The following is a 25,578-nucleotide window of genomic DNA, read 5'->3' on the forward strand; positions in this document are numbered from 1 at the left end:
TCGGCCTTTGACACCCTGGGCGGGTGACCGCAAGCCTGAACCGGATCCGCGCCTTCCTGACGGACCGTGAGCCGCCGACACCGTGCCTGGTCGTCGACACCGACCTGGTCGCGGAGCGTGCGGCCGCGGTCTCGGCGGCGTTCCCGGACGCGCTGATCCGTTACGCGGTCAAGGCGAATCCGGCTCCCGAGGTCCTCGACGCGGTGGCGTCGACCGGCGCCGGATTCGACGTGGCGGGCACGGCGGAGATCGAGCTGTGCCTGTCCCGGGGCGCGCGGGCGGCGGACCTGGCCTACGGCAACACGATCAAGAAACCGGCGGACATCGCCTTCGCCCACCGGCGCGGGATCCGTGAATTCACCACGGATTCCGCCGGTGATCTGGCGAACCTGGCCGAGCACGCGCCCGGTTCGCTGGTCTCGGTCCGTCTCCTGACCGGCGGCCCGGACTCGGTCACGCCGTTCGGGCACAAGTTCGGTTGCGAACCCGCGGTGGCCGCCGCCCTGCTCCGCCAGGTCGCGGAAGCCGGGCTGCGGCCGGGGATCGCGTTCCACGTCGGCTCGCAGCAGCCGGATCCGGCCGCCTGGGAGATCGGGATCGCGACCGCGGCCAAGGTCGCCGCCGACGCGGGCGTCGTGCTGGAGCGGCTCAACATCGGGGGCGGGTTCGCCACCGAGCACCGGGAGCCCGTGCCGTCGCTGACGGACTACGCCGCGGTGATCCACGACGCCCGCCGCGAGCATCTGCCGGGGCCGGAGTTGATGCTGGAGCCCGGTCGCGTGATCGTCGGTGACGCCGGGCTCATCAGGACCGAGGTCGTCCTGGTGACGACCCGCGCCGCCGCCGACGAACGCCGCTGGGTCTACCTCGACGTCGGCAGATACAACGGAATGGCGGAGTGCGAGAACGAAGCCGTCGCGTATCGGCTGGAGGCCGTCGGCGTCAAGGGACCGCAAGGACCTGTGGTCCTCGCCGGGCCGACCTGCGATGGTGACGACGTGCTGTACCAGCGGACGCCGTGTGCGCTGCCGCTGTCGTTGAAGGCGGGCGACCGGCTGGACATCCCGGGCACCGGCGCGTACACCGCCAGCTATTCGTCCGTCGCGTTCAACGGAATCGAGCCGTTGCGTTCTTATTGTGTGGGGAGGTTCGCCGATGCCGGGTGAAGTACCACTCGTCGGCCGGTTCGCCGGCCGCCACGTACTCGCGGAGTTCGAGGGGATCGAGCCGTCGTTGCTCGACGACGCCCTGCTCCTCAAGAAAACACTCGCCGAAGCGGTGACCGAGGCGGGGGCGACGGTCTGCGAAGTCGTGTCGCATTCGTTCGCCCCGCAAGGGGTCACCGTGCTCGCGCTGCTGGCGGAATCGCACGCGTCGGTGCACACCTATCCGGAGATCGGCTCGGTGTTCGTGGACGTGTTCACCTGCGGGGACCGGGCGGATCCGGAACGCGCGGTCGCGCTGCTGGCGAAGATGCTGGGCGCCGGGACCGTCCGGATGTCCACCGTGGAACGAGGAGAGAAGTGATGGCGCAGCGAGTGATCGTCGAGCCGATGGGTGCGGGGCTCACCCGGAACTGGGACGTCGAGGAGGTCCTGTTCGAGGGCCGCACCGCGTTCCAGAACGTCCTCATCGGACGGACCGCGCAGGGCATCTCCCTGTTCTGCGACGACGAACGGCAGAGCACCGAGCTGAGCCAGCTCGTCTACCACGAGGCGCTGATGGTTCCCTCGCTGTTGCTCGCCGAGCGCGTCGGGCGGGTATTGATCATCGGCTCCAGCGAAGGAGTCGCTTCCGAGCTCGCGGTCGCCGCGGGCGCCGAGGTGGTCGACCACGTCGACATCGACGCCGAAGCGGTGCGGGCCTGCGCGGAGCATCTTCCCTACGGCTACACCCTCGACGATCTGGCCCGCGCCGAGCGCGGGGAGGGGAAGATCCGGATCCATTACCGCGACGGCTGGGAATTCCTCGCCGAGGCGCGGGAGCGCGGGGACTCCTACGACGTGATCGTGATCGACCTGCCGGACGAGAACGACGATCCGGAGGCGCAGCACAACCGGTTGTACGGTACCGATTTCCTCGCCCGGTGCACGGAACTGCTCACCGGCGGCGGAGTGGTCGGGTGTCAGGCGGGCTGCCCGACGCTTTGGCGCAACCAGACGCTGATCTCGTCGTGGCGCCGGTTCACCGAGTCGTTCGGGACCGTTCTCTACTACGGTTCGGACGAGCACGAGTGGGCGTTCCTCAGCGGCAGGGCGGACGTGCTCGATGATCCCGGCGCGCTCGTCGCGGAGAAGATCGGCAAGGCGGGAATCGGGGAGTCCACAATGGACGAGGACGCGTTGAGGGCGAACACGGTCCCGCCGTTTTCGTTGCGGCGGAACTGAGAACCTTCGCCCGTTATCCCGCCGAGATCAACGGTCGTCGCCGTGCGTGACGTCGTCGGTACAGGATCCTCCATCTGGTCGTTGCCGCTGGTCGCGGTGGAGGCCAGAATCGCTCGGGTGAGCAGCTGGCGAGCGGACCGGGAACCCGCGGTCTGTGCCGCCTTCGCGAGTTTGACCGCGAGTGTCGCGGAAGACCTCGGGCCGGACCGGGTGGTGGACACCTTGTCCAGCGAATGCGCGCGGCTGCTTCCGATCGCCTCCACGGAGATCTTCCTGCCGGGCCTGGAACTCGAACGGCATCCCGCGGTGGTGGAGGAAGGGCCCGCGCGCGAGTCGTTCGAAACCGGGAACGACATCGCCGTCCACGATCTCTCCGCGGAGGTCGCGCGCTGGCCGGGTTATGCCGCCAGAATGGCGAGGAAGGGTTATGCCGCGGTTTCCGCGCTGCCGTTGCGCGCGATGGACGAAACCGTCGGTGCGATCGCCTTCCTCAGTGCCGAAACCGTGGTCCTGAGCGTCGAAGATCGCCGCCTGGGCCGGGCACTCGCCGACGTCGCGACGTCGTGTCTCCTGCAGCAGCGGGAACTGCGGCACTATCGGAGGCTTTCAGAGCAGTTGCAGACCGCGCTCGACAGCCGGGTCGTCATCGAGCAGGCGAAAGGCATGCTCGCCGAACGCGGCGGTGTCGACGTCGGCACCGCCTTCCATCGCTTGCGTTCGTTCGCCCGCGGCACGAACAGGAAGCTGTCGGAGGTCGCGCGCGGCGTCGTCGACGGCACGCTGGACGCCGGGGAACTTGGGTGAGGACTGCCGGGAACGGCGGCCGAAACGCTGGTAGGGCCGTTGGTCACCGGAACCGGGGACTTGTCCCGGGCGACGCGCGACCGTGCGGCCCTGGGGGCTGAGGCCGGTATCGGAAAGACTTCACGCATCGGAAGGGTGCGGTGAGGTCATGGCGTTGCTGGGAAGTCTGCGCGGGCGGAGCCGGTCGGTGCGGCCGAGCCTGCTTCCGTTGCTGGAGTTGAGGTCCGCGGCACTGACGCTGCGGTCCGGATACGGGTTGGCGGCCACCGGATCGGGGACGGTCTGCTTTGTCGCGGAAGGCCGTCCTGGCCGAGGGACGGACGCGGAGATCGTCGCCGGGCTCGCCGGGGATCCCGTCCGCCGCAACGTGGTCGATCACGACGCGCTCGGGCGGACGATCGTGCGCTGCTGGCGGGAGAACGGGGATCTCGGCTGGCTGCTCGACGATCTCGCCGACGTCAACGAGCGGTTGGCTCAGGCCGGGTTCGCGTCCTGGTTGCTGCACACGACGGTCGACTTCGCGGAGCTGCGGGACATGCGTCATCCGAAGCTGACCATGGTCTATCGCCGGGAGCGCGGCACCTTCTACCCGTACACGCCTCGCGGATCCCGCGGCCGGGACAGGGCGCTGGAACTGAAGATCCGCTCGTCGCTGACCCGGATCGTGCCGATGGAGCCCGACATCGGCCGGTGGCGCCCGGTGTGACCGTCACCCGCCGGTCAGCCCGGTGCGCCGCTGAGCCAGCCGCGCAGTCGCTGGACGCGGCGGTCTCGCGGGCTCCATCCCGGAAGACGTCGCCGCGACCGCGTGGCCAGTGCCGCGCCGTCGAAATGCCGGATGGCGGTGAGGACGTCGTCGAGCAGCGAAGCGTGCGTCTCGGGTTTCGCCACGATCCTCGGCAGCCGCCCGGGTTCGGCCGCGACCCGCGCTAGGCGTCTGGCGGCGTGGGTGCCGGAACGGCGGCGGGTCTCGCAGATTCTCGTGGTCACGTCACCGCCGCCCTTCCCCGCGCTCTCCTCACGTACGACGATGGGCCACGGAGGGCCGTTCCGGTCAGCGCCGAAGGTCGTGCCATCGAGGGCACAAAGACCCCACTCGGTCGCCAGGCGGGTACGGCGGGTCACGGGTTGGCCTCGAAACCGCGGCCGGGCCGGAGCCGATGGGACAATGCGCCGGTCGCCGGCGGGATCGATTTCCGGGAATCCGCCGGACAATGGTCCGGCGAGACGACGATCGACGGAGAAGGTGCATGCCGAACCCGAACTCCCCGCGGCCCGTGCCCCCGGCCCCGATCCGGGTGCTGCTCGTCGAGGACCACAAGATGGTGGCCGAAGCGCTGGGCGCGGCCTTCGAGGAATTCCCGGAGATCGACCTGGTGGCGTCGGTGGAGTCCTTGGCGCACGGGATGTCCGCGGCCGCGGAGCAGCTGCCCGACATCGTGCTGCTCGACCGGCGGCTGCCGGACGGCGACGGGATCGAGGCGATCGCCGGGTTCCGCGCGATCTCGCCGTCGAGCAGGGTGCTGGTGCTGACCGGCGACGCGAACAGCGCCATCGCCGCCAGGATCCTGGAGGTCGGCGGGGCCGGGCTGCTGCTGAAATCCGGTCTCCTCGACGAACTGGTCACGGCGATCCGGACCATCGCGGCGGGCGACGTGGTCATCGATCCCGAACTGCTCAGCGGCGCGCTGGCCATGCTGGCAGGCAGCCCTGGCAGGCTCGGGCCGGTACTGACCCTGAGGGAACGGCAGGTGCTCGGCCTGATCGCCGAAGGCGCGGGAACCGACCGGATAGCCGAAGAGCTGCGGCTGGCGCGGAATACCGTGCGGAATCACGTGCAGCGGATCCTGGTGAAGACCGGGACCCATTCGAAACTCGAAGCCGTGGCGCACGCGCGCAAGAATGGCCTCCTCGAACGGCCGTAGCGGGGAGACGTATCCGAGTGCCAAGCTGCACTATGGCCATGCTGCCATCGGAACAGGCGCCCGATCACCGCAGCGCTGTGCTCTTCGAGTTGTTCATGCACAGCGTCGTCGACTACGCCATTTACCTGCTGGACGTCGAGGGCCGGGTGATCAGCTGGAATCCGGGGGCGGAGCGGATCAAGGGCTATTCCGAGGACGAGATCCTCGGCCGTCATTTCTCCGTCTTCTACACCGAGAACGACGTCGCCGCCGGCAAACCCGCCGCGGAACTGCTGGTCGCGGCCGAGATGGGGAGTCACGAGGACGAGGGCTGGCGCGTCCGGCGCGGCGGCGAACGGTTCTGGGCCAACACCGTGATCACCGCCTTGCGGGACGAACAAGGCGACCTCGCCGGTTTCGGCAAAGTCACCCGTGATCTCACCGAACGCCGGAGAACACTGGAGGAAAGGACCGAACGCCGCCAGGCGTTCGCGCATTTGGTCCGGGCGCAGGAAACCGAACGTCGCCGTATCGCGTGGGATGTTCACGACGATTCCATTCAGTCGATGATCGCGGTGAGCATGCGGTTGCAGATGCTCGCCGCGCAACGTCGGGATCCCGCGCTGAAGCAACTCGACGAAGCGATTCAAGGCGCGATCCGGCGATTGCGGATCCTCGTCGCCCAATTGCGGCCGCCCGCGTTGAACGACGAGGACCTGATCGCCAGCGTCCGCGACTATCTCGACGAGGTCGTCGCGGGCTGGGGCCTCGAATACACGCTGCGGCACGACCTCGCGGTCCGGCCGCCGCCCGATCTCGTCGTCACCGCCTTCCGGATCCTGCAGGAGGCGTTGGTGAATGTGCGTAAACACGCGAACGCCACCTCCGTCGTGGTCTCGCTGACCGGGCACGACGGCGGTCTGCTGGTGACGGTCGCCGACGACGGCGACGGGATGAAACCGGACGGCGAGAGCGGGCACGAAACGTTGTCGGGCGAGCACATCGGCATGGCGTCGATGCGCGAACGTGCCGAAGCGGCGCAAGGCTGGTTCCGGATCTCCAGCAGACCCGGCGAAGGTACGTCGGTGACCTTCTGGATTCCGCTGGGCCCTCCCCGCGGGTAGGCAGAACGAAGGAGACATCCCGATGCCGGAACCGGGAAGCAAGCGTGGACCGAGAGAGACGGCCCGGGTCGGCGGGGCGATCGACGACCAGGGCCTGCAACGCCTGCTGGAGGGGCTGAAAGCCGTCCGCGACGGTGATTTCAGCACCCGGTTGCCCCAGGTGGACGACGTGCTGATGGACGAGATGGCGGTCGTCTTCAACGGGATGGTCGATCAGCTGGCGCTGTTCACCTCCGAGGTCACGCGGGTCGCGCGCGAGGTGGGGACAGACGGGAAGCTCGGCGGCCAGGCGGCGGTGCCCTCGGTTTCGGGGACCTGGAAGGACCTCACCGATTCGGTGAACGCGATGGCGGGCAACCTCACCGGCCAGGTCCGCGACATCGCCGAGGTCGCGACCGCGGTGGCGAAGGGTGATCTGTCGCAGAAGATCACCGTCGACGTCAAGGGCGAGATGCTCGAGTTGAAGAACACGATCAACACGATGGTGGATCAGTTGTCGTCGTTCGCCGACGAGGTCACGCGGGTGGCGCGCGAGGTCGGCAGCGAAGGGCGGCTGGGCGGGCAGGCCGAAGTTCCCGGGGTGGCGGGGACCTGGCGTGATCTGACGACGTCGGTGAACTTCATGGCGGGCAACCTGACCGATCAGGTGCGGTCGATCGCCGAGGTCACCACGGCGGTGGCGAAAGGCGACCTGTCGCAGAAGATCACGGTCGACGCGCGGGGCGAGATCCTGGAGTTGAAGAACACGATCAACACGATGGTGGATCAGTTGTCGTCGTTCGCGGACGAGGTCACGCGGGTTGCGCGCGAGGTCGGCACCGAGGGAGCGCTGGGCGGGCAGGCCCAGGTTCCCGGGGTCGCCGGCACCTGGCGTGATCTGACGACGTCGGTGAACTTCATGGCGGGCAACCTCACCGCCCAGGTCCGCTCCATCGCCCAGGTGGCCACGGCGGTGGCGAAAGGCGACCTGTCGCAGAAGATCACCGTGGACGCGCGGGGCGAGATCCTGGAGTTGAAGAACACGATCAACACGATGGTGGATCAGTTGTCGTCGTTCGCCGACGAGGTCACGCGGGTAGCGCGCGAAGTCGGTACGGAGGGCCGGCTGGGTGGTCAGGCGGACGTCAAGGGTGTGTCGGGCACGTGGAAGGGCCTGACCGAATCGGTCAATGTCATGGCCGACAACCTGACCGATCAGGTGCGGTCGATCGCCGAGGTCACCACGGCGGTCGCGAAAGGCGACCTGTCGCAGAAGATCCGCGTCGACGCTCGCGGCGAGATCCTGGAGCTCAAGGACACCATCAACACGATGGTCGGCCAGCTTTCGTCGTTCGCCGACGAGGTCACGCGGGTAGCGCGCGAAGTCGGTACGGAGGGCCGGCTGGGTGGTCAGGCGGACTCGTCGTTCGCCGACGAGGTCACGCGGGTAGCGCGCGAAGTCGGTACGGAGGGCCGGCTGGGTGGTCAGGCGGACGTCAAGGGTGTGTCGGGCACGTGGAAGGGCCTGACCGAATCGGTCAATGTCATGGCCGACAACCTGACCGAGGACGTCAAGGGTGTGTCGGGCACGTGGAAGGGCCTGACCGAATCGGTCAATGTCATGGCCGACAACCTGACCGACCAGGTGCGTTCCATCGCCCAGGTCGCGACCGCGGTCGCCAGGGGTGACCTGTCGCAGAAGATCACCGTCGAGGCCAAGGGCGAGGTCGCCGCGCTCGCGCAGACGATCAACACGATGGTCGACACGCTGTCGGCGTTCGCGGACGAGGTCACGCGGGTGGCGCGCGAGGTCGGCACCGAGGGCATCCTCGGCGGGCAGGCCAGGGTGCCGAACGTCGCCGGGACCTGGAAGGACCTCACCGACAACGTCAACTCGATGGCGAACAACCTCACCGGCCAGGTCCGCAACATCGCACAGGTGACCACCGCGGTCGCGCAGGGCGACCTGTCCCGCAAGATCGACGTCGATGCCCGCGGCGAGATCCTGGAGCTCAAGACCACCATCAACACGATGGTCGACCAGCTTTCCGCGTTCGCCGCGGAGGTCACCCGCGTCGCGCGCGAGGTCGGCAGTGAGGGACGGCTCGGCGGCCAGGCCGAGGTCGAAGGCGTTTCGGGCACCTGGAAACGGCTGACGGAGAACGTCAACGAGCTGGCCGGGAACCTGACCCGCCAGGTCAGGGCGATCGCCGAGGTCACCAGCGCGGTGGCCACCGGCGACCTCACCCGGTCGATCTCCGTGGAAGCGCAGGGCGAGGTCGCGGAGCTGAAGGACAACATCAACGCGATGGTCCAGTCGCTGCGCGAGACCACGCGGGCGAACGAGGAACAGGACTGGCTCAACACCAACCTGGCGCGGATCTCCGGCCTGATGCAGGGGCACCGGGACCTGCGGGTGGTGGCCACGCTCATCATGGACGAGCTGACCCCGCTCGTCGGCGCCCAGCACGGGACGCTGTTCCTCACCGAAACCGGTGAACACGGCACCCGGCTGCGGTTGATCACCAGTTACGGGCACAGCGAGGACCCGAACACGCCCGCGGATTTCGCGATGGGGCAGTCGCTGATCGGCCAGGCCGCGCAGACCAAGAAACCGATCGTGGTCGACCGGACGCCGCCGGGTTTCGTGAAGATCTCGTCGAGCCTCGGCTCCGCCCCGCCGGTCACCCTGATCGTGTTGCCGATCGTCTTCGAGGACCAGGTGCTCGGCGTCATCGAACTGGCCTCGTTCGGCGAATTCACCGCCGTCCGCAAGGATTTCCTCGAACAACTGATGGAGACCATCGGAGTCAACGTCAACACGATCATCGCCAACGCGCGGACCGACTCCCTGCTGGAGGAGTCCCAGCGCCTCGCCGAGGAACTGCAGGCCCGCTCCGAGGAGCTTCAGGCGCAGCAGGCGAAACTCCAGGTGTCCAACGCGGAACTGGAAGAGAAGGCCGAACTCCTCGCGCGGCAGAACCGCGACATCGAGGTGAAGAACTTCGAAATCGAGCAGGCACGTCAGGAAATCGAAGAACGCGCGCAGCAGCTGGCGCTGGCCTCGAAGTACAAGTCGGAGTTCCTGGCGAACATGTCGCACGAACTCCGTACCCCGTTGACCAGCCTGCTGATCCTCGCCGGGGTCCTCTCGCAGAACTCGAGCCAGAACCTGACGCCCAAACAGGTCGAGTTCGCCAAGGTGATCCAGTCGGCGGGCACCGACCTGCTGCAGCTGATCAACGACATCCTCGACCTGTCGAAGGTCGAGGCGGGCAAGATGGACATCCACCACGAGCCGTTCCCGCTGCGGCAGCTGCTCGACTACGTCGGCACGACGTTCCGGCCGCTGACCGCGGAGAAGGGGCTCGACTTCCAGGTCACCGTCGAACCCAACGTGCCGGAACTGCTCTTCACCGACGAACAGCGGCTCCGGCAGGTCCTGCGGAACCTGCTGTCGAACGCGGTCAAGTTCACCGAACGCGGCAGCGTCGAACTGCGGGTCGAACTGGTCGACACCGTCGTTTCGCCGTCGGGCGCGCTCCCGCACGAAGCGCTGGTGGCGTTCAGCGTCATCGACACCGGGATCGGGATCGCCGAGGAGAACCTCGAATCGATCTTCGGGGCCTTCCAGCAGGCCGACGGCACCACCAGCCGCAAGTACGGCGGCACCGGGCTCGGCCTGTCGATCAGCCGAGAGGTCGCGTACCTGCTCGGCGGGGAGATCCGCGCGGACAGCGTGCTGGGGACGGGCAGCACGTTCACCCTCTACCTGCCGGTGGCCAGGTTCGCCGCGGCCGCGAGCCTCGACGAGTCCACTGTGGACAACGCCGGTGCGGAGCGGCGGGTGCTGGTCGTGGAGGACGAACGGAACAGCCTGCTGACCCTGCTCGCCCGCGGTGTCGCGGCCGACGTCGCGGACAGCCACGGCTCGGTCCAGGTCCGGGCGGTGGCCGATCCGGCGGAAGCGTTCGAGGAAGTGAAGCGGGAGAGCTACCGCTGCGTCGTCCTCGACACCAGCATCCCCGGGACGAGCGCGTTGAGCTTCCTCAAACGGCTAGCCGAGGGACCGGACCCCGTCGAGGTCCCAGTGCTGGCGCACGCGACCCGCAAACTCAGCGCGGCGCAGGAGCGATTGCTGCACGGACACGCGAAAGTGCATCCGGTCGAGCTGCTGCCGTCGCTGGACATGCTGCGGGAACGCATCATGCTGCACATCTCGGCCAGCGAACTCGAAGGCATTCTGCCGCTGATGCAGCAGCCCGAGGAGACGGTGCCGTCGTCGGACCGGCCGTCCGGCCTGCCCGCCGGACGGCCGCGGCTGCAGGGCCGCAAGGTGCTGCTCGTCGACGACGATCCCCGCAACGTGTACGCGATCTCGGGGATGCTCGAACTGCACGGACTGTCGGTCGTGCACGCGCCCAACGGCCGCAAGGGCATCGAGGAACTGCTGGCCGACGACGGCATCGACCTGATCCTCATGGACGTGATGATGCCCGAGATGGACGGCCACGCGACGACCGCCGCGATCCGCGAGATGCCGAAGTTCGCCGGCCTGCCGATCATCACGGTGACCGCGAAGGCGATGGAGGGGGACCGGGAGAAGAGTCTCGCCGCCGGGGCGAGCGACTACGTCACCAAACCCGTGAACGCGGAGGAACTGCTGGCGTGCATGGAACGCTGGCTCGCGGATTGAGCGGCGGGCTACTCGGTCCCGTTGGCGCCGCTCGCGCAGACGCGGCGGATGGCCGCGACGATCTCCGAGTTGGGGCTGCCCTTCACGAGGTATTCGGTGACACCCGCGGACGCCATCTGGGCGATGGACCGGGTGTCGCTGTGCGCGGAGAACGCCATCAGCCGCGTATGGGGCACCCGCCGGCGGATCTCCCGCGCCATCCACGCGCCGCCTCCGCCGGGGATCCGCACGTCCAGCAGCGCGACCTCCGGGACCAGCAGCTCCGCGAGCGCGACCGCTTCACCGGCCTCGACCGCGACGGCGACCACCTCGATGTCCGGTTCGGATTCCAGGAGGGCCCGCAGGGCGTCCCCGATGACCGGGTTGTCGTCCGCGACGAGCACCCGGAGCCTGGAGGGCGGCGTTCGGTTCATCACCCGGTCCGAGCCCGCGCGGTCTGTGGCGCCGGTGGTGGTCGCGGGCCCCCCGCCGAACTTGGCGTGACTCAGCAAGAGATCCGGCGGTCGCCCTCGCTCGGCTGCTCGATGAGCGTCCTGGCGACGTCGTGGATCTTCATGTTGTTGTTGCGGCAGAAGGAGCGCAGCAGTTCGAACGCCGCGTCGACGTCGATCTGGTAACGCTCGGCGAGGATCCCCTTCGCCTGCTCGATGGGAAGCCGGTTGTCGAGCGCGTACTGGAGCTGCTCGGCGCGGGCACGGTAGAAGCGGATGCGGTCGCGCATGGCCACGAGGTCGTCGGCCGGGTCGGGAGATCCGGCCGAAGGGGCCGTCGAAAGCGTGGTCTCGGACATGAGGTCGATCGTCGCAGCGGCCGGACTGCTCCGGAAGAAGAGAACGTCCTGACTCGAATGATGCAAATGGACCTGGTCCGGCCGGTGGCAGCCACTCGAACGGGCGCCGAACAGGGCCCTTTGGCCTGTCGCAGTGACCGGCCGTGCGCCGTACGCTCATATCCGAGGAGGGGAAACCGTGGAGGTCGGAATGCTCCGGGTGTTTCTGGTCGACGATCACGAGGTGGTCCGCCGCGGCGTCGCGGACATGCTCGAGGAGGACGGCAGCCTGTGCGTCGTCGGTCAGGCCGCCACGTTTTCCCAAGCACTGGCGAGGATTCCGGCGTTGCGGCCGGATGTCGCCGTGCTCGACGTGCGGCTGCCGGACGGCAACGGTGTCGAGCTCGCCCGCGAACTGCGCTCCAAGATGCCCGAGCTGAAATGCCTGATGCTGACGTCCTACACCGACGAGCAGGCGATGCTGGACGCGATCATGGCGGGCGCGAGCGGATACGTCATCAAGGACATCCGGGGGATGGACCTGGTGGCGGCGGTCAAGGAGGTCGGCCTCGGCCGGTCGTTGCTGGACACGCGGGCCGCCGCGACGCTGATGGCGAAGTTCCGCGACGACGCGGTCAAGAAGGGGCCGCTCGCCGGGCTTTCCGACCAGGAACGCACCCTGCTGGAACTGATCGGCGAGGGACTGACCAACCGGCAGATCGCCGAGCGGATGTTCCTCGCGGAAAAGACCGTCAAGAACTACGTGTCCCGGCTGCTGACGAAACTAGGGATGCAGCGGCGGACCCAGGCGGCCGTGCTGGCCACGGAACTTCGGCGGCAGTAAGCCCACGTGCTTGGCGGGACGACACAGCGCCCGGCCGGAGCGGCCTCGTGCCGTCCGGCTGAACACGCGTGTCGTCCGTTCAATCACGCGAGATCGCCGTTCACGCGAGGTTGATGGTCGTGACGGAACCTGGCTCAAGCGGAGATGAGCGTGTCGAGCAGCATGTCCTCCAGCGGGCGCCGCGGCGTCCACGGCAGCTGCGACCCGTAGCCGACCCGCAGGAGCACCTGCGGCCACACCCCGCAGCCGAGGAGCCGCCGGAGTTCGGCGCGCGCCCCGCGGACCATGATCGGCGGCGAGATGAACGACGCGTCGAGGCCCGCTGAGGTCGCGGTCAGCAGAACCCGTTGCAGCGCCTGGCCTGCTTGCAGCCGGTCGAGCCGTTCGTCGGTCAGCGATCCGATCACCACCACGAGCGGAAGTGGCAGCGTGCCGCTGTGGTCTTCGCCGAATTCGGCGAGGAGCCAGCCTTCGTCGGCGGGGGAGCCTTCTGTGGCGTAGAACGGCACTCCGTCGCGAGTGCCCGGGCCCAGCCCGGTCCATCGGCCGAGTTCGGCGAGGAACGCGGGGTCGGAGAGCTGCTCCCGCCGGGCGCGGGAGGTGAGGTCGTGCAGGAGGCGGCATTGGTCGGCGTCGAGGCTCGACATCCACGCGTGCTCGAGCTCGGTCGCGTGGCGGAGTGCGGTGAGCGTGGGCTTCGGGACGGCGTTGGACAGGAACGGCCGCCGGTTGGTCCGGCGGCGGGGGATCGCGCGGGCGAGCCGGACGACCTTCGGATCCGGTGTGCGCTCGGCGAGCGGGCGGACGACGGCCAGCAGATCGGGATCGGCGCGGCTCGGCATCAGCGTCGTCGCCGGATGGAAGCCCAGTGCGTGAATCGCCGTCCGGAGGGTGAACAGGGCCGCACCGCACGAGAGAACGATTTCCCGGCCGTCCGGATCAGTGGCGGGCAGGAGCCGGCGCGGATCGGCGTGGACTTCGATCCCGGTGGCGGTGCACCGGAAGAGCCACGGCTGGGTGTTGTGCGTCGACGGGGCCAGCGTCGCCGACCGGAGCACCGAATTCACCTGTTCGGAGTTCAAACGTCCGACCCTGGTGACTTGTATGGTCATGGTTTCCCCCGCCGCCGCGCCACGGGCAATAAGGTTGTCTCGTGAAACGGTCCCCGCCCGCGGTGCGGGGCCGAAAGAGGAGAAAGTCACCGCGGCAGCGAGTCGTCCCGATCTTCGGAGGCGCGGCAGGATGTCGGCTCATGACCGGCTGGACGGAAACGACGACCGGATCACCGGCGCTCTCTCCCAGCTGCGGATTCGTGAGGTGCTGCGGGATCTGCAGGACCGCATCGAACGGCTCGTCGGCACCCGCGACAAGATGGACGGCCTGCTCGAAGCGGTGCTCGCGGTCGCCTCGGGGCTCGAGCTGGACGCGACACTGCGCCGGATCGTGCAGGCGGCCATCGATCTCGGCGAAGCCACTTATGGCGCGCTGGGGGTGATAGCGGACGACGGTTCCCTCGCCGAATTCGTCTATCTCGGTATCGACGGCGAGACGAAGGAACAGATCGGGCATCTCCCGAAGGGGCACGGACTGCTGGGTTTCGTCATCGACGAGGCGAAACCGGTGCGGCTGGCCGACATCTCGCGGCATCCCGCGTCGGCCGGGTTCCCGCCGCGACATCCGCCGATGCGCTCGTTCCTCGGCGTGCCGATCCGGGTGCGCGACGAAGTGTTCGGGAATCTCTACCTCACCGAGAAACGCGGGGAGAATTTCACCGAGGACGACGAGGTGGTCGTCCAGGCCCTCGCCGCCGCGGCCGGGATCGCGATCGAGAACGCCCATCTCTACGAGCGGGCGCGGATCCGCCAGCAGTGGCAGGCCGCCACCAGCGAGGTGACCACGGAACTGCTGGGCGGCACCGATCCGGTCGACGCGCTCAACCTGATCGCGGGCCGGGCCTTGGAACTGACCGGTTCCGACCTCACTTTGCTGGCACTGCCCGGTTCCGGCAGGCTCGACGTCAGCCCGGACGAGGAGGACGAGGCCGACGAACTCACGATCGCCGTCTGCGCGGGCGCGCGGGCGGCGGAGCTGACCGGGACGCGGATCGGGGTCGCCACCTCGTTGCCGGGGGCGGTCTACCGCGACCGGACTCCGCGCAGCGTGCCCGAACTCCTCCTCGGCGCCGAGGAGGAGTTGCGCCTCGGGCCGACGCTCGTGGTGCCGCTCCGGGCGCGGGAGCGGACCTCCGGCGTGCTGATGGCGATCCGGAATCCGGGTGCCGTCCCGTTCGAGCTCTCCCAGTTGCCGGTGGTGGCCTCGTTCGCCGACCAGGCCGCGCTGGCGCTGCAACTGGCCGCGCGGCAGCGCACCGCCAGGGAACTCGACGTGCTCGCCGACCGCGACCGGATCGCCAGGGAACTGCACGACCACGTGATCCAGCGGCTGTTCGCGGTCGGGCTCGCCATGCAGAGCACCCACCGCCGGGCGGACTCGCCGGAACTGCGGCGGCGGATCGGCGAGAGCATCGACCAGATGCACGAGATCGTGCACGAGATCCGCACGGCGATCTTCGATCTCCACGGCGGCGAGGCCGGCCAGCAGGGCGTGCGGCTGCGGCACCGGCTCTACGACTCGATCACCGAACTCACCGATGGCACCCCCATCCACCCCACGGTCAGCCTGTCCGGGCCGCTCGACTCCATTCCGCTCGCCTTCGCCGAACACGCCGAAGCGGTGGTGCGGGAAACGGTCGGCAACGCGGTCCGGCACGCGCGGGCGAGCGGGGTTTCGGTGAGCGTGGCGGTGAAGGAGGACGTTCTGCGGATCGTCGTCACCGACGACGGCACCGGTATCGGCGGTGAGCCCCTCGAGCCCGGCGGGCTGCGGAACCTGCGCGATCGCGCGGAGAAGGCGGGCGGAGCTTTCCGGGCGGAGACGCGGAAAGGGGGCGGAACCAGGATCGAGTGGTCCGCCCCCTTGCGCTGATCGGGGTCAGTTCGTCGACTGCGTGGTGAGGACCCCGTCGACTTCGACCGAGCGGGCGACGTCGGAGGCGACGGTCTCCAGCAGTTCGGCGGTGAGGTCCGAGAGCGCCCGCGTCACCGCGAGGTACGAGCCGATCTGCGAGGCCGAACCGTTTCTCAGCCCGGCCTCCGCGATTCCGACACCGACGAACTCGCCGCCGTCTTCGAGCCGGAGCAGCGCTTCCGCGCGCACCCGGTACGGCTCGTGCTGCAGGGAAACATCGATCGTCCACTTGTCCGTCATCGTCGGCTCCGTTCCGGTCATCGAGACTCCCATCACCGCCGTTCGTGGCACAGGGTCCTTGGTCCTCGTTCCCCGGAATCGGGGGCGAAAGTCCTCGGAAGTCGTGACCGGCGGCCGCTGCGGTCGCCGGGTACCCCGGCCGAAGGTGGACCAACCCTCGTGTTCCGGAGAGAGGCCACGATGAAGATCCCGCTGCCGACCCATGTCGACCAGGCGGTGGCGGCCGCCGTCCGCGCGCCGTCCCCGCTCAACACCCAGCCGTGGCGGTTTGTCGCCGACCGGGACCGGATCGAGGTGTGGCTCGACCGTACGAGGGTGCTCCGGATCGCCGACCCGGACGCCCGCGAGGCGCGGCTGTCGTGCGGCGGGGCGATGTTCAATCTGATGATTTCGTTGCGGTCCAACGGCAAGACCCTTTCGCTGCGGGCGATGCCGAAGCCGGACGAGCCGGATCTGCTCGCCGAACTCGAGATCGACGGCGACCGGTTCTCCTCGCCGGAGGAGCGGAGGCTGGCCGAAGCCGTCTTCCGCCGTCACACGAACCGCCGTCCGTTCCTGGACCGGCCGGTGCCCCTGTGGGCGCGGACGACGCTGCGTGCGGCCGCGCTCGTGGAAGGCGGGCTGCTGGAGCTGTTCGGGCGTGGTGACCGGGCGAACGCGGTCGTGCACGTCCTGCATCGGGCCGAAGCCGCGCAGGCACGCAACGGAGCGTTCCAGGCGGAGGTCGCGTTGTGGACAAGGCGGACGCCGCACGCGCCGGACGGCGTCCCGGCTCCGACCAGGCCGCCGTCGCCCCATCCCATTCCCGCACAGGAGCCCTTCTTCACCGCCGAGCCCGAGGGAGGTGAGCCGGTGCTCGGCGCGGTGCTGACCGCGGACGGCGGGCCTGCCGCGGATCTGCGGGCGGGGATGGTGCTGCAGCGGGTACTGCTGACGGCGACGGCCGCCGGGCTCGCGACGTCGTTCGTCGGCAGGGCGTTCGAAACCCCCGAGACGCGGGCCGCGATGGACCGGATCTTCGCCGACCTCGGCCGGCCGCACGCCGTGGTGCGCTTCGGGTACGGCCGCCCGGTGCCGATGACGGCCCGCCGCGAGGTCGGTGAAGTCCTGCTCCGGCGGTCCGAAGCGAGCCTCTGATCGGGGTCATCTCGCCGACATCCACGTTTCGGGCCGCCGCCACCCACCCGTCACCCGGGGCGGGTTCGGTCTCCCTTATGAAGATCATGCGGAAATCCTGGGTGGCGCTGGTCATCGCGGGCCTCTCGGTCGCGGCGTCCGCGCCGGCGGTGGCGGAGGCACGCGATCGCGGTTCGATCGTCATCACCGAGCAGGCGTCCAAGCGGATCCTGGTCCTGCCCGCCGACCGGGCCTCCTGGCAGAACCGGAAGGTGAGCTGGGCGTGGGCCCCGAACGCCGCCAACGGCCTGGCGGACCTCACGGGTTCGTGGAGCAACCCGAGCGACGCGAAGCTCGCCGAGCGAGGCGGCGAGAAGTACCTGCTGACGTCGGCATCGGGCGGTTTCGCCGCCGTCGTGCCGTATCCGGCGGGCGACCGGGCGTACTGGGCGGCGAACGTCGGCGGGCCCGCCAACCCGCACAGCATCGAGCTGCTGCCGGACGGGAACGTCGCCGTGGCGGCCAGCACCGGTGGCTGGGTGCGGATCTACACCGCTTCGCAGGGGCAGCGTTCGACGACCTACACCGAGTACCGGCTGGTGGGGGCGCACGGCGTGGCGTGGGACGCCGGCCGGAACGTGTTGTGGGCGCTGGGCACGGACGCGCTCGTCGCGTTGACCGTCGGCGGCACGCCGGCCGCGCCGGTGCTCACCGAACAGCGCTCCGTGTCGGTGCCGACGAAGGGCGGGCACGATCTTCAGCCCGTCCCGGCACGGCCGGATCTGCTGTGGGTGACCACGGAAACGGGGGTCTACCAGTTCTCGAAGACGAGCGGCGGGTTCACCCAGCGCTACGCGGGCGCGCGGGAGATCGACCGGCCGCATGTGAAGAGCGTGTCGACGAACCAGCGGACCGGGCAGGTCGTGACCGCCTCGGTGCAGGACGGGCACCTGTGCACGTGGTGCACGGACACCGTCCGGCTGGCCTTTCCACGCGCCGAGCTGGCGCTGCACGGCGCGTGGATCTACAAGGCCCGCTGGTGGATCGGTTGAGCTGAACTTCCATGTCGGTACCGGCCGTTCGGGGGGCTGCCCGGCCGGTACCGACACACCAGGGAAGAGGGGACCCCGTCGCGAGAATGACGCGCGGCCGCGTCTTTCACCTGACCGAGTGAATCGGTCCGTTCGGCGGGCGGCATTGACCCATTCGGGGTATACGGCTCACCCGAGGAAGGTGCGCAGCTCGTCGATGACCGCCCGCGGCTGTTCTTCGGCGACGAAGTGCCCGGAACCGGAGATCTTCCGCACCCGGACGTCGGCCGCCTTCGACGGCAGGACCGCGGCGAGGTAGTCGTAGTTGAACTCCGAACCCAGCCCCAGCATCGGGGCGGTGATCTTCGCGTAGGCCTTCTGGTCCTCGATGTCCGCTCCGAACGCCTGGTACCAGCCGTTCCCCGCGCGGATCGCGTCCGGCCGGTCGTACGCGGCGGCATAGATCGCCCGGTCCCGGGCACCGATCGAGGCCGGATCGGCCGCGAGATGGTCGAACATCCAGTCGACGAGGAAACGCGACCGGCCGGCCAGCAGCTGTTCGGGCAGGATCGCCACCTGGTTGAAGGCGAACCACCAGACGTTCACCGGTTGTCCGGGCGGAGCCAGCATGGGGAGCTGGTACAGGCTTTCGTCGGGATGCGAGACGTCCATGAGCGTGACGGTCTTCGTCGCCTCGGGGTGGTTGGCGGCGAAGGCGAACGCGACCATGGCGCCGATGTCGTGCCCGGCGATATGCGCCTGCCGGAGACCCAGCGTGCGCAGGAGTTCGAAGATGTCGCGGGCCATCGTCTTCTTGTCGTACCCGCCTTGCGGTTTGCCTGAGCCGCCCATGCCCCGCAGGTCGACGGCGATGACGCGGTACCGCTTCGCCAGCTCCGGCATGACCTTGCGGTACTGCCACCACGTCTCCGGCCAGCCAGGCAGCAGGATCAGCGGCTCGCCCCGGCCACCGGCGACGTAGTGCAGCCGCGTCCCGTTGACGTGGGCGTACTCGCTGCGGAAACCGCCGGAGAGGGACCGGGCGAGTGCCGCGTCGTCGGGAGCGCCGGACTGGCCGGCCTCGGCGAGGCCACCCGAGGCCACCAGCGCGGCCGCGGCACCCGCGCCGAGGGTGAGCATGGACCGGCGGTTGAGGAAGGAACGGCTGTCTTCGGTCATGCCTCGATCGTGGCCTGGCCGAGGTGCCGGCCGTGAGCGGTGTTTTCGCCAACCGGGGTCTGTTTTGAGACAGCCCGGTCAAGACAGCATGGGTTCGGGCACGCTCAGCCTGGTCCCGAACGTCTCGCGGTAGGACACCGGCGTGACCCCGACCTGCCGGCGGAAATGCGGGCGGAGCGCGGCGGACGAGGAGAACCCGCAGTACCTGGCGATCTCGTCGACCGGGAGGTCGGTGGATTCGAGCAGTTGCTGCGCGCGGATGACACGCTGATGGGTGAGCCACGTGCCGGGCGCGGCACCGGTGATCTCGCGGAACCGGCGGTCGTAGTTGCGCCTGCTCATATGCGCCCGCCTGGCGAGTTCGTCGACCGGGAGCACCGTGTCGAGCCGGGTCAGCGCCCAGGCCATCGTCTCCGACACCGGGTCGCCCTCGTCGAGTTCCGGCATCGGCGACTCGATGTACTGCGCCTGCCCGCCGGGCCGGTGCGGCGGGACGACCATGCCCTTCGCCAGCCGGTTCGCCACCTCCGCGCCGCACCATGAGCGGATCAGGTGCAGGCCGAGATCCATCCCCGCCGCGCCGCCGCCCGCGGTCAGGATGTCGCCGTCGTCGATGTACAGCACCGATTCGTCGAGGAGGACGGCCGGGAACCGGGCGGCGAGCAGCGGGGCCATCGCCCAGTGCGTGGTCGCGGGGCGCCCGTCGAGCAGGCCGGCCGCGGCCAGGACGAAGGCGCCGCTGCACAGCCCGGCCACCCGGGCTCCCCGGTCGTGTGCCGCGCGGAGCGCCTCCAGGGCGGCTTCCGGCGGATCCTCCATCGGCGACCGCCAGTTCGGGACCAGCACCAGATCGGCGTCCCGGACCGCGGCGAGGTCTTCGGGGACCGGCACGGTCAGCCCGCCGCCACGCAGCGCGGTCCCCGGTTCGCCGCCGACGACCTTGAGGTCGAGGTCGGGCAACTCCCCGAAGGCCGAAGCCATCTCGAACACGCCGAACGCGAAGGACATCGCGCCGAGCGACGCCCCGTTGAAGACCACCACGGCCAGCCGTCTCATGGGGCGATTCTAGAGACTCGTGAGTGGTGAGGACGGTTCTAACCGTCATTACCGCTCACGAGACCTGACCTGCGGCGGAGCCGGTGATCGACTGTCCGAAGGGGACGGTAGATTCCTCGCGCACAGGTTGCCAGGGGGAAGGAAGCATCGATGTCGTACCCACAGGGACCGCAAGGGCCGCAGTGGCAGCAGTACCCCCAGCAGCAGGGCTATCCCCAGCAGCAGTACCCGCAGCAGGGCTACCCGCCGCCGGGCTACGGCGGGCCACAGTACCCGGGACAGCAGCCGCCGAAGAAGGGCAACGGCCTGCTGATCGGGCTGATCGCCGGAGGCGGCGCGCTCGTGGTGGTCGTCTTCGTGATCCTCGCGTTCGTCGCGCCCGGATTCCTGCTGAGCGACAGCAAATCCTCGAGTTCGGCGAGCGCGACGCAGGCCCCGCTGCACCTCGATTGGGGCCCGGTGCTGGCGGGCAAGTTCATCCTCGCGGTGTTCGGCGACGAGCCGGCCAAGGCCGCCGAGTCGGCCTGCGCGGACGCCAAGGACGACGTCCGCAAGGCTGCGAAGGAGTACGGCGACCGCAACGCGTCGCTCACCGCGCAAGAACCGCGCGCGGCAGGCCCGGACCTGATCGTGGTGACCATGACCGGCACCCTGAACTACAGCGAGAACTTCACCGGGACGATGGAGGTGCGGCGAGAGGCAGGCGACAAGTACTGCATCTCCTCGGTCTCGCCGGTGCCCGCGGGCTGAGTCAGGGGAGCAGGCCGATCCGCCGCGCGCGCGTGACGGCTTGCAGCCGGGAGGTCGCGTCGAGCTTGCGCATCGCGTCCCGCAGGTAACTCTTGACCGTCTCCGCGGTCAGCCCCAGCCGGTGCGCGATCTCGGCGTTCGTCAGGCCGAGCGCGACGAGCGCGACGGTGTCCAGTTCCCTCGGCGCCAGGCGCACCACGGGGGAAGAGGCGCCGGTGAGGTTGGCGCACACCTCGTCGAGGCGGTCACGGAGAACGCCGTCGGCGATCTGACCGGAGAGCGCCCGGAGCTCGCCGTAGACCTCACGCAGCCGTTCCCTCGGCGCGGCGTCCTCGCGATGCTCCGCCAGCGGCCGTGCTTCCGCCAGGCGGCGCTCGATCTCGTCCTCCACGGCCAAGGTCTGTTCGAGATCGCGCGCCGCGTGCAGGGCGGCGGTGATCGTCCGGTCGGAGAGGGTGGCCTCGTCGCGCAGGCCGCCGTAGAGCACGGCGCGGACCCGGCGGCGCACGACGACGGGGATCGCGACCACCGAGTGGATGCCCTCATCGCGGACCGGCTCGTCGTAGTCGTGACTGATCGTGGTCGCGCTGTGGTAGTCGTTGGCGACCACCGGCCGGGTCAGCGCGAACGCCTTGCCGCCGAGGCCGCGGCCCGCGCGGACGGACAGGCCGTTCAACGCGGTGCCGCGATTGCCGAGGAACGCGGTCAGCCGCATCCGCGGTGAGGTGCCGGCGACCCCGGCGAAGCCGACCGGCAGGCCGGTGTCGCGGCGCAGGTCCGAGACCGCGCCGAGGAGCTGGGCGTCGTCGACCGGCATCGGCTCACCCTCCTTGGTGATCCCCCTCGATCGGGGGTGGTGGACGGATCGGGTCCGCCCGCACGATTCCCGGAACTGTACGCCTTCGCCAACGTCCCGGGAGAAACGATGACCGAAGCTCACGTCCGGCGGTTGCTCGAGGTCTACGACGACGAGCGGGCCGGCGCGGCGACGCTGTTGTGCGACCGGCATCCGGCGGAGGCGGTCGCGTTCACCGTGGTCGAAGCGGATCTGACCAGCCACGATCTCACCTACGGCGAGCTGCGCGAGCAGTCGGAACGATTCGCCGGGGCGCTGCTCGGCCTCGGGGTCGGGCCGGGGGACCGCGTCGCGACGCTGATGGGCAAGTCGGCGGAGCTGGTCGTGGCGCTGCTGGCGATCTGGCGGCTGGGCGCGGTGCACGTCCCGCTGTTCACCGCGTTCGCGCCGCCCGCCATCGCGTTGCGCGTCACCGGCAACGACACGAAGGTCGTCATCGCCGACGCCGGCCAGCGCTCGAAGCTGACGCCGTCCGCTGATCTGCCGGTCGACCCCTCGCGGCGGATCGTGGTCGTCGGTGACGGCGAGCCGGGCGATCTGTCGTTCCGGGAGATGCTGGCCGACGCCGCGCCGCTGCGGGGAGCCGCGGTGACCGGTGGGGCCGGGGTCCTGGTCGAGCTGTTCACCTCCGGGACCACGGGAACGCCCAAGGCCGTCCCGATTCCGCTCCGCGCGCTCGCGGGTTTCCAGGCGTACCAGGACTTCGCGCTCGACGTTCGCGCCGACGACGTCTTCTGGAACGCCGCCGACCCCGGCTGGGCCTACGGGCTGTACTACGCGATCATGACGCCGATGGCGACCGGCAGGCGGAGTCTGTTGCTGCACGCGGGTTTCTCGGCCGAACTGACGTGGGCGGTACTGGAGCGGTTCGGTGTCACCAACTTCGCGGCCGCTCCGACGGTGTATCGCGCGCTCCGGAACTCGGCCGCCCCGGTGCCGGACGGTCTCCGCCTCCGGCACTGTTCTTCGGCGGGGGAACCGTTGACCCCGGACGTCCTGGAGTGGGCGTCGTCGAAGCTCGGCGTCGGCGTTTACGACCACTATGGACAGACGGAACTCGGCATGGTGGTGGGCAACGCGTGGCATCCGGACCTCCGCTCGGAGGTCAAACCCGGCTCGATGGGACGGGTCCTGCCCGGCTTCGCGGTCGAGGTCCTCCGTGAAGACGCCGACGTGGTGGCCGAGCCGGGAGAGCGGGGACGCGTCGCCGTGGACCTCCCGGCGAGCCCGCTGGTGTGGTTCCGGGGCTACCGCGACGCGCCCGAGCGCACCGCCGCGCGCTTCAGCCCCGACGGCCGCTGGTACTACACCGGCGACGTCGCCGCCAAGGACGCCGACGGCTACTTGACCTTCGCTTCGCGGGACGACGACGTCATCCTGATGGCTGGCTACCGGATCGGCCCGTTCGACGTGGAAAGCGTTCTGCAGCAGCATTCCGCGGTGGCCGAATGCGCCGTCGTCGGTGTCCCGGACGCGTTGCGCGGCGAGGTGATCGTGGCGTACGTGGTCGCGCGGGACGGTGCCTCCGCCGACACCGCGTTGGTGGCCGAGTTGCAGCGGCTGGTCAAGACCCGCTTCGCCGCGCACGCCTACCCGCGTGAGGTGCACTTCGTGACGGAGCTGCCCAAGACACCCAGCGGGAAGATCCAGCGGTTTCTCCTACGGGAGCGGCATTCTACTGATCGATCGGCCAGGTCTCGTCCCGAAGGAGCCGCTTGAGTACCTTGCCGGTCGCGTTTCGTGGCAGTTCCTCGACGAAGTACACGTCCCGCGGCACCGCGAAGCGCGCCAGCCGGTGATGGATGTAGGCGCGGACGTCGTCCGCGCTCATGCGGGCACCGCGTTTCGGCACGATGTACGCCGCGAATCGTTGCCCGAACTCACGATCCGGCACGCCGATCACCGCGGCCTCATGGACGCCGGGCAGGGCGGCGATGGCTTCCTCGACCGGGCGAGGGGACACGTTCTCCCCACCGGACACGATCATTTCGTCCGCCCGGCCGGTGACGAAGAGCCGTCCGGCGGCGTCCTGGTAGCCGACGTCGCCGGTCGCCATCAGGTTCTCCGCGCGGGGCACGCTGGCGCCGTCGGTGTAGCCGTCGAAAAGCATGTCGTTGCCGACGAAGATCTGTCCCTCCCAGCCCGGCGGGACCCGATTGTGGTCGTCGTCGAGGATGGCGACACGGGTGCCGGGCGGGCACCGGCCTGCCGTCGTCGGCGCGGCGCGCAGGTCCTCGGGCGTGGCGATGCTGGCCCACGAAACCTCGGTGGAGCCGTAGAAGTTGTAGAGCACGTCGCCGAAGGTGTCCATGAACTCGGTGACGATCGTGCCCGGCAGCGCGGATCCGCTGCTGGCCACGATCCGCAGCGACGAGAGGTCGTAGCGGGCGCGGACCCGTTCCGGCAGGTCGAGGATGCGCTGCAACATGATGGGCACGGCGAACAGCACACCGCAGCGGTGTTCGGCGATGGTCCGCAGGATCTCCTCGGCGTCGAACCGGCGGATCAGCGACAAGGACGCGCGCACGGCCATCCCGATCTGCATGCCGGCGAGGCCCCAGCTGTGGAACAACGGCGCGGCCACCACGAACCGGTCCCCGGAGTGGAGCGGGATGCGGTCGAGCATGGCGGCCGACGTCGACAATCCCTTCGGGGTCGGGCGGCGCGCGCCCTTGGGGGTTCCCGTGGTGCCCGAAGTGAGGACGACGAGCCTGCCGATCCGGTCCACCGGTTTGAGTTTGGTGGCGGGCACCCCGGCGATCAGCTGATCGATGGTCGGGTAGCCGTTCTCGGTCTCCGGCCAGGTGGACAGCCGCAGGAAATCGCCGGGGATGCCGGCGATGATCTGCGAGAACTCGTCGTCGGCAAGCACCGCGACCGGTTTGTGCAGCCCGATCACGTCCGCGACCGCGCCGGCGGAAAGCCCGGTGTTGAGCAGGATCGCGTCCACGCCGAGTTTGCTGCACGCGATCAGTGACTCGACCATCGCGGCGTGGTTGCGGCACAGCAAGGCGATCCGGTCACGGGCGCGCACGCCGCGGGCCGCGAGCGCGTTCGCGAGCTGGTTGCTGCGATCGGCCGTCTGCTTGAACGTCCGGACGTTGCGTTCGTCGCGCAACGCGACGTCGTCCGGCACGCGGGCGGCGTTGGCCGTGTAGCCGCCGGCGACGGTGGCGCCCCATTGCGACAACGACGTGAGCTGCCGGGCGATCTTGTCCGGACGCGCGGCCGCGAGCACCCCGGCCTTGATCAGCGTGCTCGCCGTGTGCAGCGTGGTGGCCTTGGTGTGCGCCGGTTCCTCCTGGGGCGACGCCGCCCGGCCCGAAAGGTGCAGATCGATCCGGCGGGCCGTGGCGCGGACGGTGCGCTTGAAGGACGCGGCGGACACCAGATTGGCGTGCGGTGCCGGAAGCATCAGCTGGGCGGTGAGTTCCGTGCCGCCGTCGGGAGCCTGGCGCAGCTCGACCGAGACCCAGTTCCCGTCGTCCTCGACACCGCACCAGACGACGTGCTCGCCCGGCCGCCAGACGCGGGCTTCGATGTCACCGACGACGAGTGCGCCCGGCCGCGGCTCCAGCCGGACGAGGCATTTCGGACCGCGCCCGCGTTCGGCGGGGCGCTGGATCTCGCACCAGCTGATCTCCGCGACGAACCTCGAGTAGGACTCGGGATCGCCGATCACTTCCCAAACCTGGCCGGGGGAATGCCCGAGAATCGAGCTCGCCTGGACCACATCGTCTCGCATGCGATTCGCCTCACCACGCGCGTTCGGGTGTTGACCGGGCCGCTGCCGGCGCCTCCTTCGTCGTTCAAGTC

Annotated in this window: 23 protein-coding genes; 14 read left to right on the forward strand and 9 right to left on the reverse strand. The window is 69.5% G+C overall.

Annotated features, from left to right (window positions below):
* Positions 1-23: 23 nt before the first annotated feature.
* From ACXIZN_RS10325 to pspAB, 5 genes are all read left to right on the forward strand, one after another.
* Positions 24-1,166 carry a type III PLP-dependent enzyme gene (locus ACXIZN_RS10325; RefSeq protein WP_457953929.1) on the forward strand — a complete coding sequence of 381 codons (1,143 nt, stop codon included), beginning with the start codon at positions 24-26 and terminating at the stop codon, positions 1,164-1,166.
* Positions 1,156-1,527, forward strand: coding sequence for an adenosylmethionine decarboxylase (gene speD / locus ACXIZN_RS10330; RefSeq protein WP_457953930.1), 372 nt, complete (start codon positions 1,156-1,158; stop codon positions 1,525-1,527). The genes ACXIZN_RS10325 and speD overlap by 11 nt, the downstream gene beginning before the upstream one ends.
* Positions 1,527-2,387 carry a spermidine synthase gene (locus tag ACXIZN_RS10335; RefSeq protein WP_457953932.1) on the forward strand — a complete coding sequence of 287 codons (861 nt, stop codon included), beginning with the start codon at positions 1,527-1,529 and terminating at the stop codon, positions 2,385-2,387. Before speD ends, ACXIZN_RS10335 begins: the two co-directional genes overlap by 1 nt.
* A 117-nt stretch (positions 2,388-2,504) precedes the next feature.
* Positions 2,505-3,191, forward strand: coding sequence for a GAF and ANTAR domain-containing protein (locus ACXIZN_RS10340; RefSeq protein WP_457953933.1), 687 nt, complete (start codon positions 2,505-2,507; stop codon positions 3,189-3,191).
* Between the two features lie 148 nt (positions 3,192-3,339).
* The gene (gene pspAB, locus ACXIZN_RS10345) at positions 3,340-3,897 is read left to right on the forward strand and encodes a PspA-associated protein PspAB (RefSeq protein WP_457953934.1); all 558 of its coding nucleotides are present in this window, start codon (positions 3,340-3,342) and stop codon (positions 3,895-3,897) included.
* Between the two features lie 14 nt (positions 3,898-3,911).
* On the opposite strand, the gene ACXIZN_RS10350 is transcribed toward pspAB, so the two are convergent.
* Positions 3,912-4,181 carry a hypothetical protein gene (locus tag ACXIZN_RS10350; RefSeq protein ID WP_457953935.1) on the reverse strand — a complete coding sequence of 90 codons (270 nt, stop codon included), beginning with the start codon at positions 4,179-4,181 and terminating at the stop codon, positions 3,912-3,914.
* A 260-nt stretch (positions 4,182-4,441) separates the two neighbouring features.
* On the opposite strand from ACXIZN_RS10350, the gene ACXIZN_RS10355 reads away from it, so the two are divergent.
* The 3 genes from ACXIZN_RS10355 to ACXIZN_RS10365 are packed head-to-tail and all read left to right on the forward strand — an operon-like array spanning position 4,442 to position 10,894.
* Entirely contained in the window at positions 4,442-5,116 is a 675-nt protein-coding gene (locus tag ACXIZN_RS10355; protein ID WP_257486291.1) for a response regulator, read from the forward strand.
* Between the two features lie 32 nt (positions 5,117-5,148).
* A complete protein-coding gene (locus tag ACXIZN_RS10360) occupies positions 5,149-6,219 on the forward strand; it encodes a PAS domain-containing sensor histidine kinase (RefSeq protein WP_457953938.1) in 1,071 nt (356 codons plus the stop codon).
* Between the two features lie 22 nt (positions 6,220-6,241).
* Complete coding sequence (locus tag ACXIZN_RS10365; RefSeq protein WP_457953939.1) at positions 6,242-10,894, forward strand: HAMP domain-containing protein; 4,653 nt, start codon at positions 6,242-6,244, stop codon at positions 10,892-10,894.
* A gap of 8 nt (positions 10,895-10,902) precedes the next feature.
* Here ACXIZN_RS10365 and ACXIZN_RS10370 read toward each other — a convergent pair whose 3' ends face one another.
* Entirely contained in the window at positions 10,903-11,307 is a 405-nt protein-coding gene (locus ACXIZN_RS10370) for a response regulator (RefSeq protein WP_457953940.1), read from the reverse strand.
* A gap of 71 nt (positions 11,308-11,378) precedes the next feature.
* Positions 11,379-11,684: an ANTAR domain-containing protein gene (locus ACXIZN_RS10375; RefSeq protein ID WP_457953941.1), complete on the reverse strand. Its 306-nt coding sequence runs from the start codon at positions 11,682-11,684 to the stop codon at positions 11,379-11,381.
* 190 nt (positions 11,685-11,874) lie between these two features.
* Here ACXIZN_RS10375 and ACXIZN_RS10380 point away from each other — a divergent pair, with 190 nt between their 5' ends.
* On the forward strand, positions 11,875-12,507 hold the full coding sequence (locus tag ACXIZN_RS10380; protein ID WP_457953943.1) for a response regulator: 633 nt from the start codon (positions 11,875-11,877) through the stop codon (positions 12,505-12,507).
* Between the two features lie 134 nt (positions 12,508-12,641).
* On the opposite strand, the gene ACXIZN_RS10385 is transcribed toward ACXIZN_RS10380, so the two are convergent.
* Positions 12,642-13,619 carry an Acg family FMN-binding oxidoreductase gene (locus ACXIZN_RS10385; protein WP_457953945.1) on the reverse strand — a complete coding sequence of 326 codons (978 nt, stop codon included), beginning with the start codon at positions 13,617-13,619 and terminating at the stop codon, positions 12,642-12,644.
* Between the two features lie 130 nt (positions 13,620-13,749).
* On the opposite strand from ACXIZN_RS10385, the gene ACXIZN_RS10390 reads away from it, so the two are divergent.
* Positions 13,750-15,492 (forward strand): GAF domain-containing sensor histidine kinase, encoded by a 1,743-nt coding sequence (locus ACXIZN_RS10390; protein WP_457953946.1) that lies wholly within the window; start codon positions 13,750-13,752, stop codon positions 15,490-15,492.
* A gap of 6 nt (positions 15,493-15,498) precedes the next feature.
* Here the strand turns inward: ACXIZN_RS10390 and ACXIZN_RS10395 are convergent, their stop codons facing one another.
* Positions 15,499-15,795, reverse strand: coding sequence for a dsRBD fold-containing protein (locus tag ACXIZN_RS10395; protein ID WP_192742150.1), 297 nt, complete (start codon positions 15,793-15,795; stop codon positions 15,499-15,501).
* A 138-nt stretch (positions 15,796-15,933) separates the two neighbouring features.
* Between ACXIZN_RS10395 and ACXIZN_RS10400 the strand changes: the two genes are divergently transcribed.
* Entirely contained in the window at positions 15,934-16,911 is a 978-nt protein-coding gene (locus tag ACXIZN_RS10400; RefSeq protein WP_457953948.1) for an Acg family FMN-binding oxidoreductase, read from the forward strand.
* 77 nt (positions 16,912-16,988) lie between these two features.
* Positions 16,989-17,942, forward strand: coding sequence for a DUF6528 family protein (locus tag ACXIZN_RS10405; protein ID WP_457953949.1), 954 nt, complete (start codon positions 16,989-16,991; stop codon positions 17,940-17,942).
* A gap of 168 nt (positions 17,943-18,110) precedes the next feature.
* On the opposite strand, the gene ACXIZN_RS10410 is transcribed toward ACXIZN_RS10405, so the two are convergent.
* Positions 18,111-19,100, reverse strand: coding sequence for an alpha/beta fold hydrolase (locus ACXIZN_RS10410; RefSeq protein ID WP_457953950.1), 990 nt, complete (start codon positions 19,098-19,100; stop codon positions 18,111-18,113).
* A 78-nt stretch (positions 19,101-19,178) separates the two neighbouring features.
* Entirely contained in the window at positions 19,179-20,156 is a 978-nt protein-coding gene (locus tag ACXIZN_RS10415; protein ID WP_457953951.1) for a GlxA family transcriptional regulator, read from the reverse strand.
* Between the two features lie 150 nt (positions 20,157-20,306).
* Here ACXIZN_RS10415 and ACXIZN_RS10420 point away from each other — a divergent pair, with 150 nt between their 5' ends.
* Positions 20,307-20,906 carry a hypothetical protein gene (locus tag ACXIZN_RS10420; protein WP_457953952.1) on the forward strand — a complete coding sequence of 200 codons (600 nt, stop codon included), beginning with the start codon at positions 20,307-20,309 and terminating at the stop codon, positions 20,904-20,906.
* Position 20,907: 1 nt separating this feature from the next.
* Here ACXIZN_RS10420 and ACXIZN_RS10425 read toward each other — a convergent pair whose 3' ends face one another.
* Positions 20,908-21,723, reverse strand: a complete 816-nt coding sequence (locus ACXIZN_RS10425) for a LuxR C-terminal-related transcriptional regulator (protein WP_457953953.1) — start codon at positions 21,721-21,723, stop codon at positions 20,908-20,910.
* Between the two features lie 108 nt (positions 21,724-21,831).
* Here ACXIZN_RS10425 and ACXIZN_RS10430 point away from each other — a divergent pair, with 108 nt between their 5' ends.
* Positions 21,832-23,481, forward strand: coding sequence for an AMP-binding protein (locus tag ACXIZN_RS10430; protein WP_457953955.1), 1,650 nt, complete (start codon positions 21,832-21,834; stop codon positions 23,479-23,481).
* Here the strand turns inward: ACXIZN_RS10430 and ACXIZN_RS10435 are convergent.
* Complete coding sequence (locus tag ACXIZN_RS10435; protein WP_457953957.1) at positions 23,438-25,507, reverse strand: AMP-binding protein; 2,070 nt, start codon at positions 25,505-25,507, stop codon at positions 23,438-23,440. The genes ACXIZN_RS10430 and ACXIZN_RS10435 overlap by 44 nt on opposite strands.
* Positions 25,508-25,578 lie beyond the last annotated feature (71 nt).

This window comes from Amycolatopsis sp. TRM77291 (assembly GCF_054166285.1).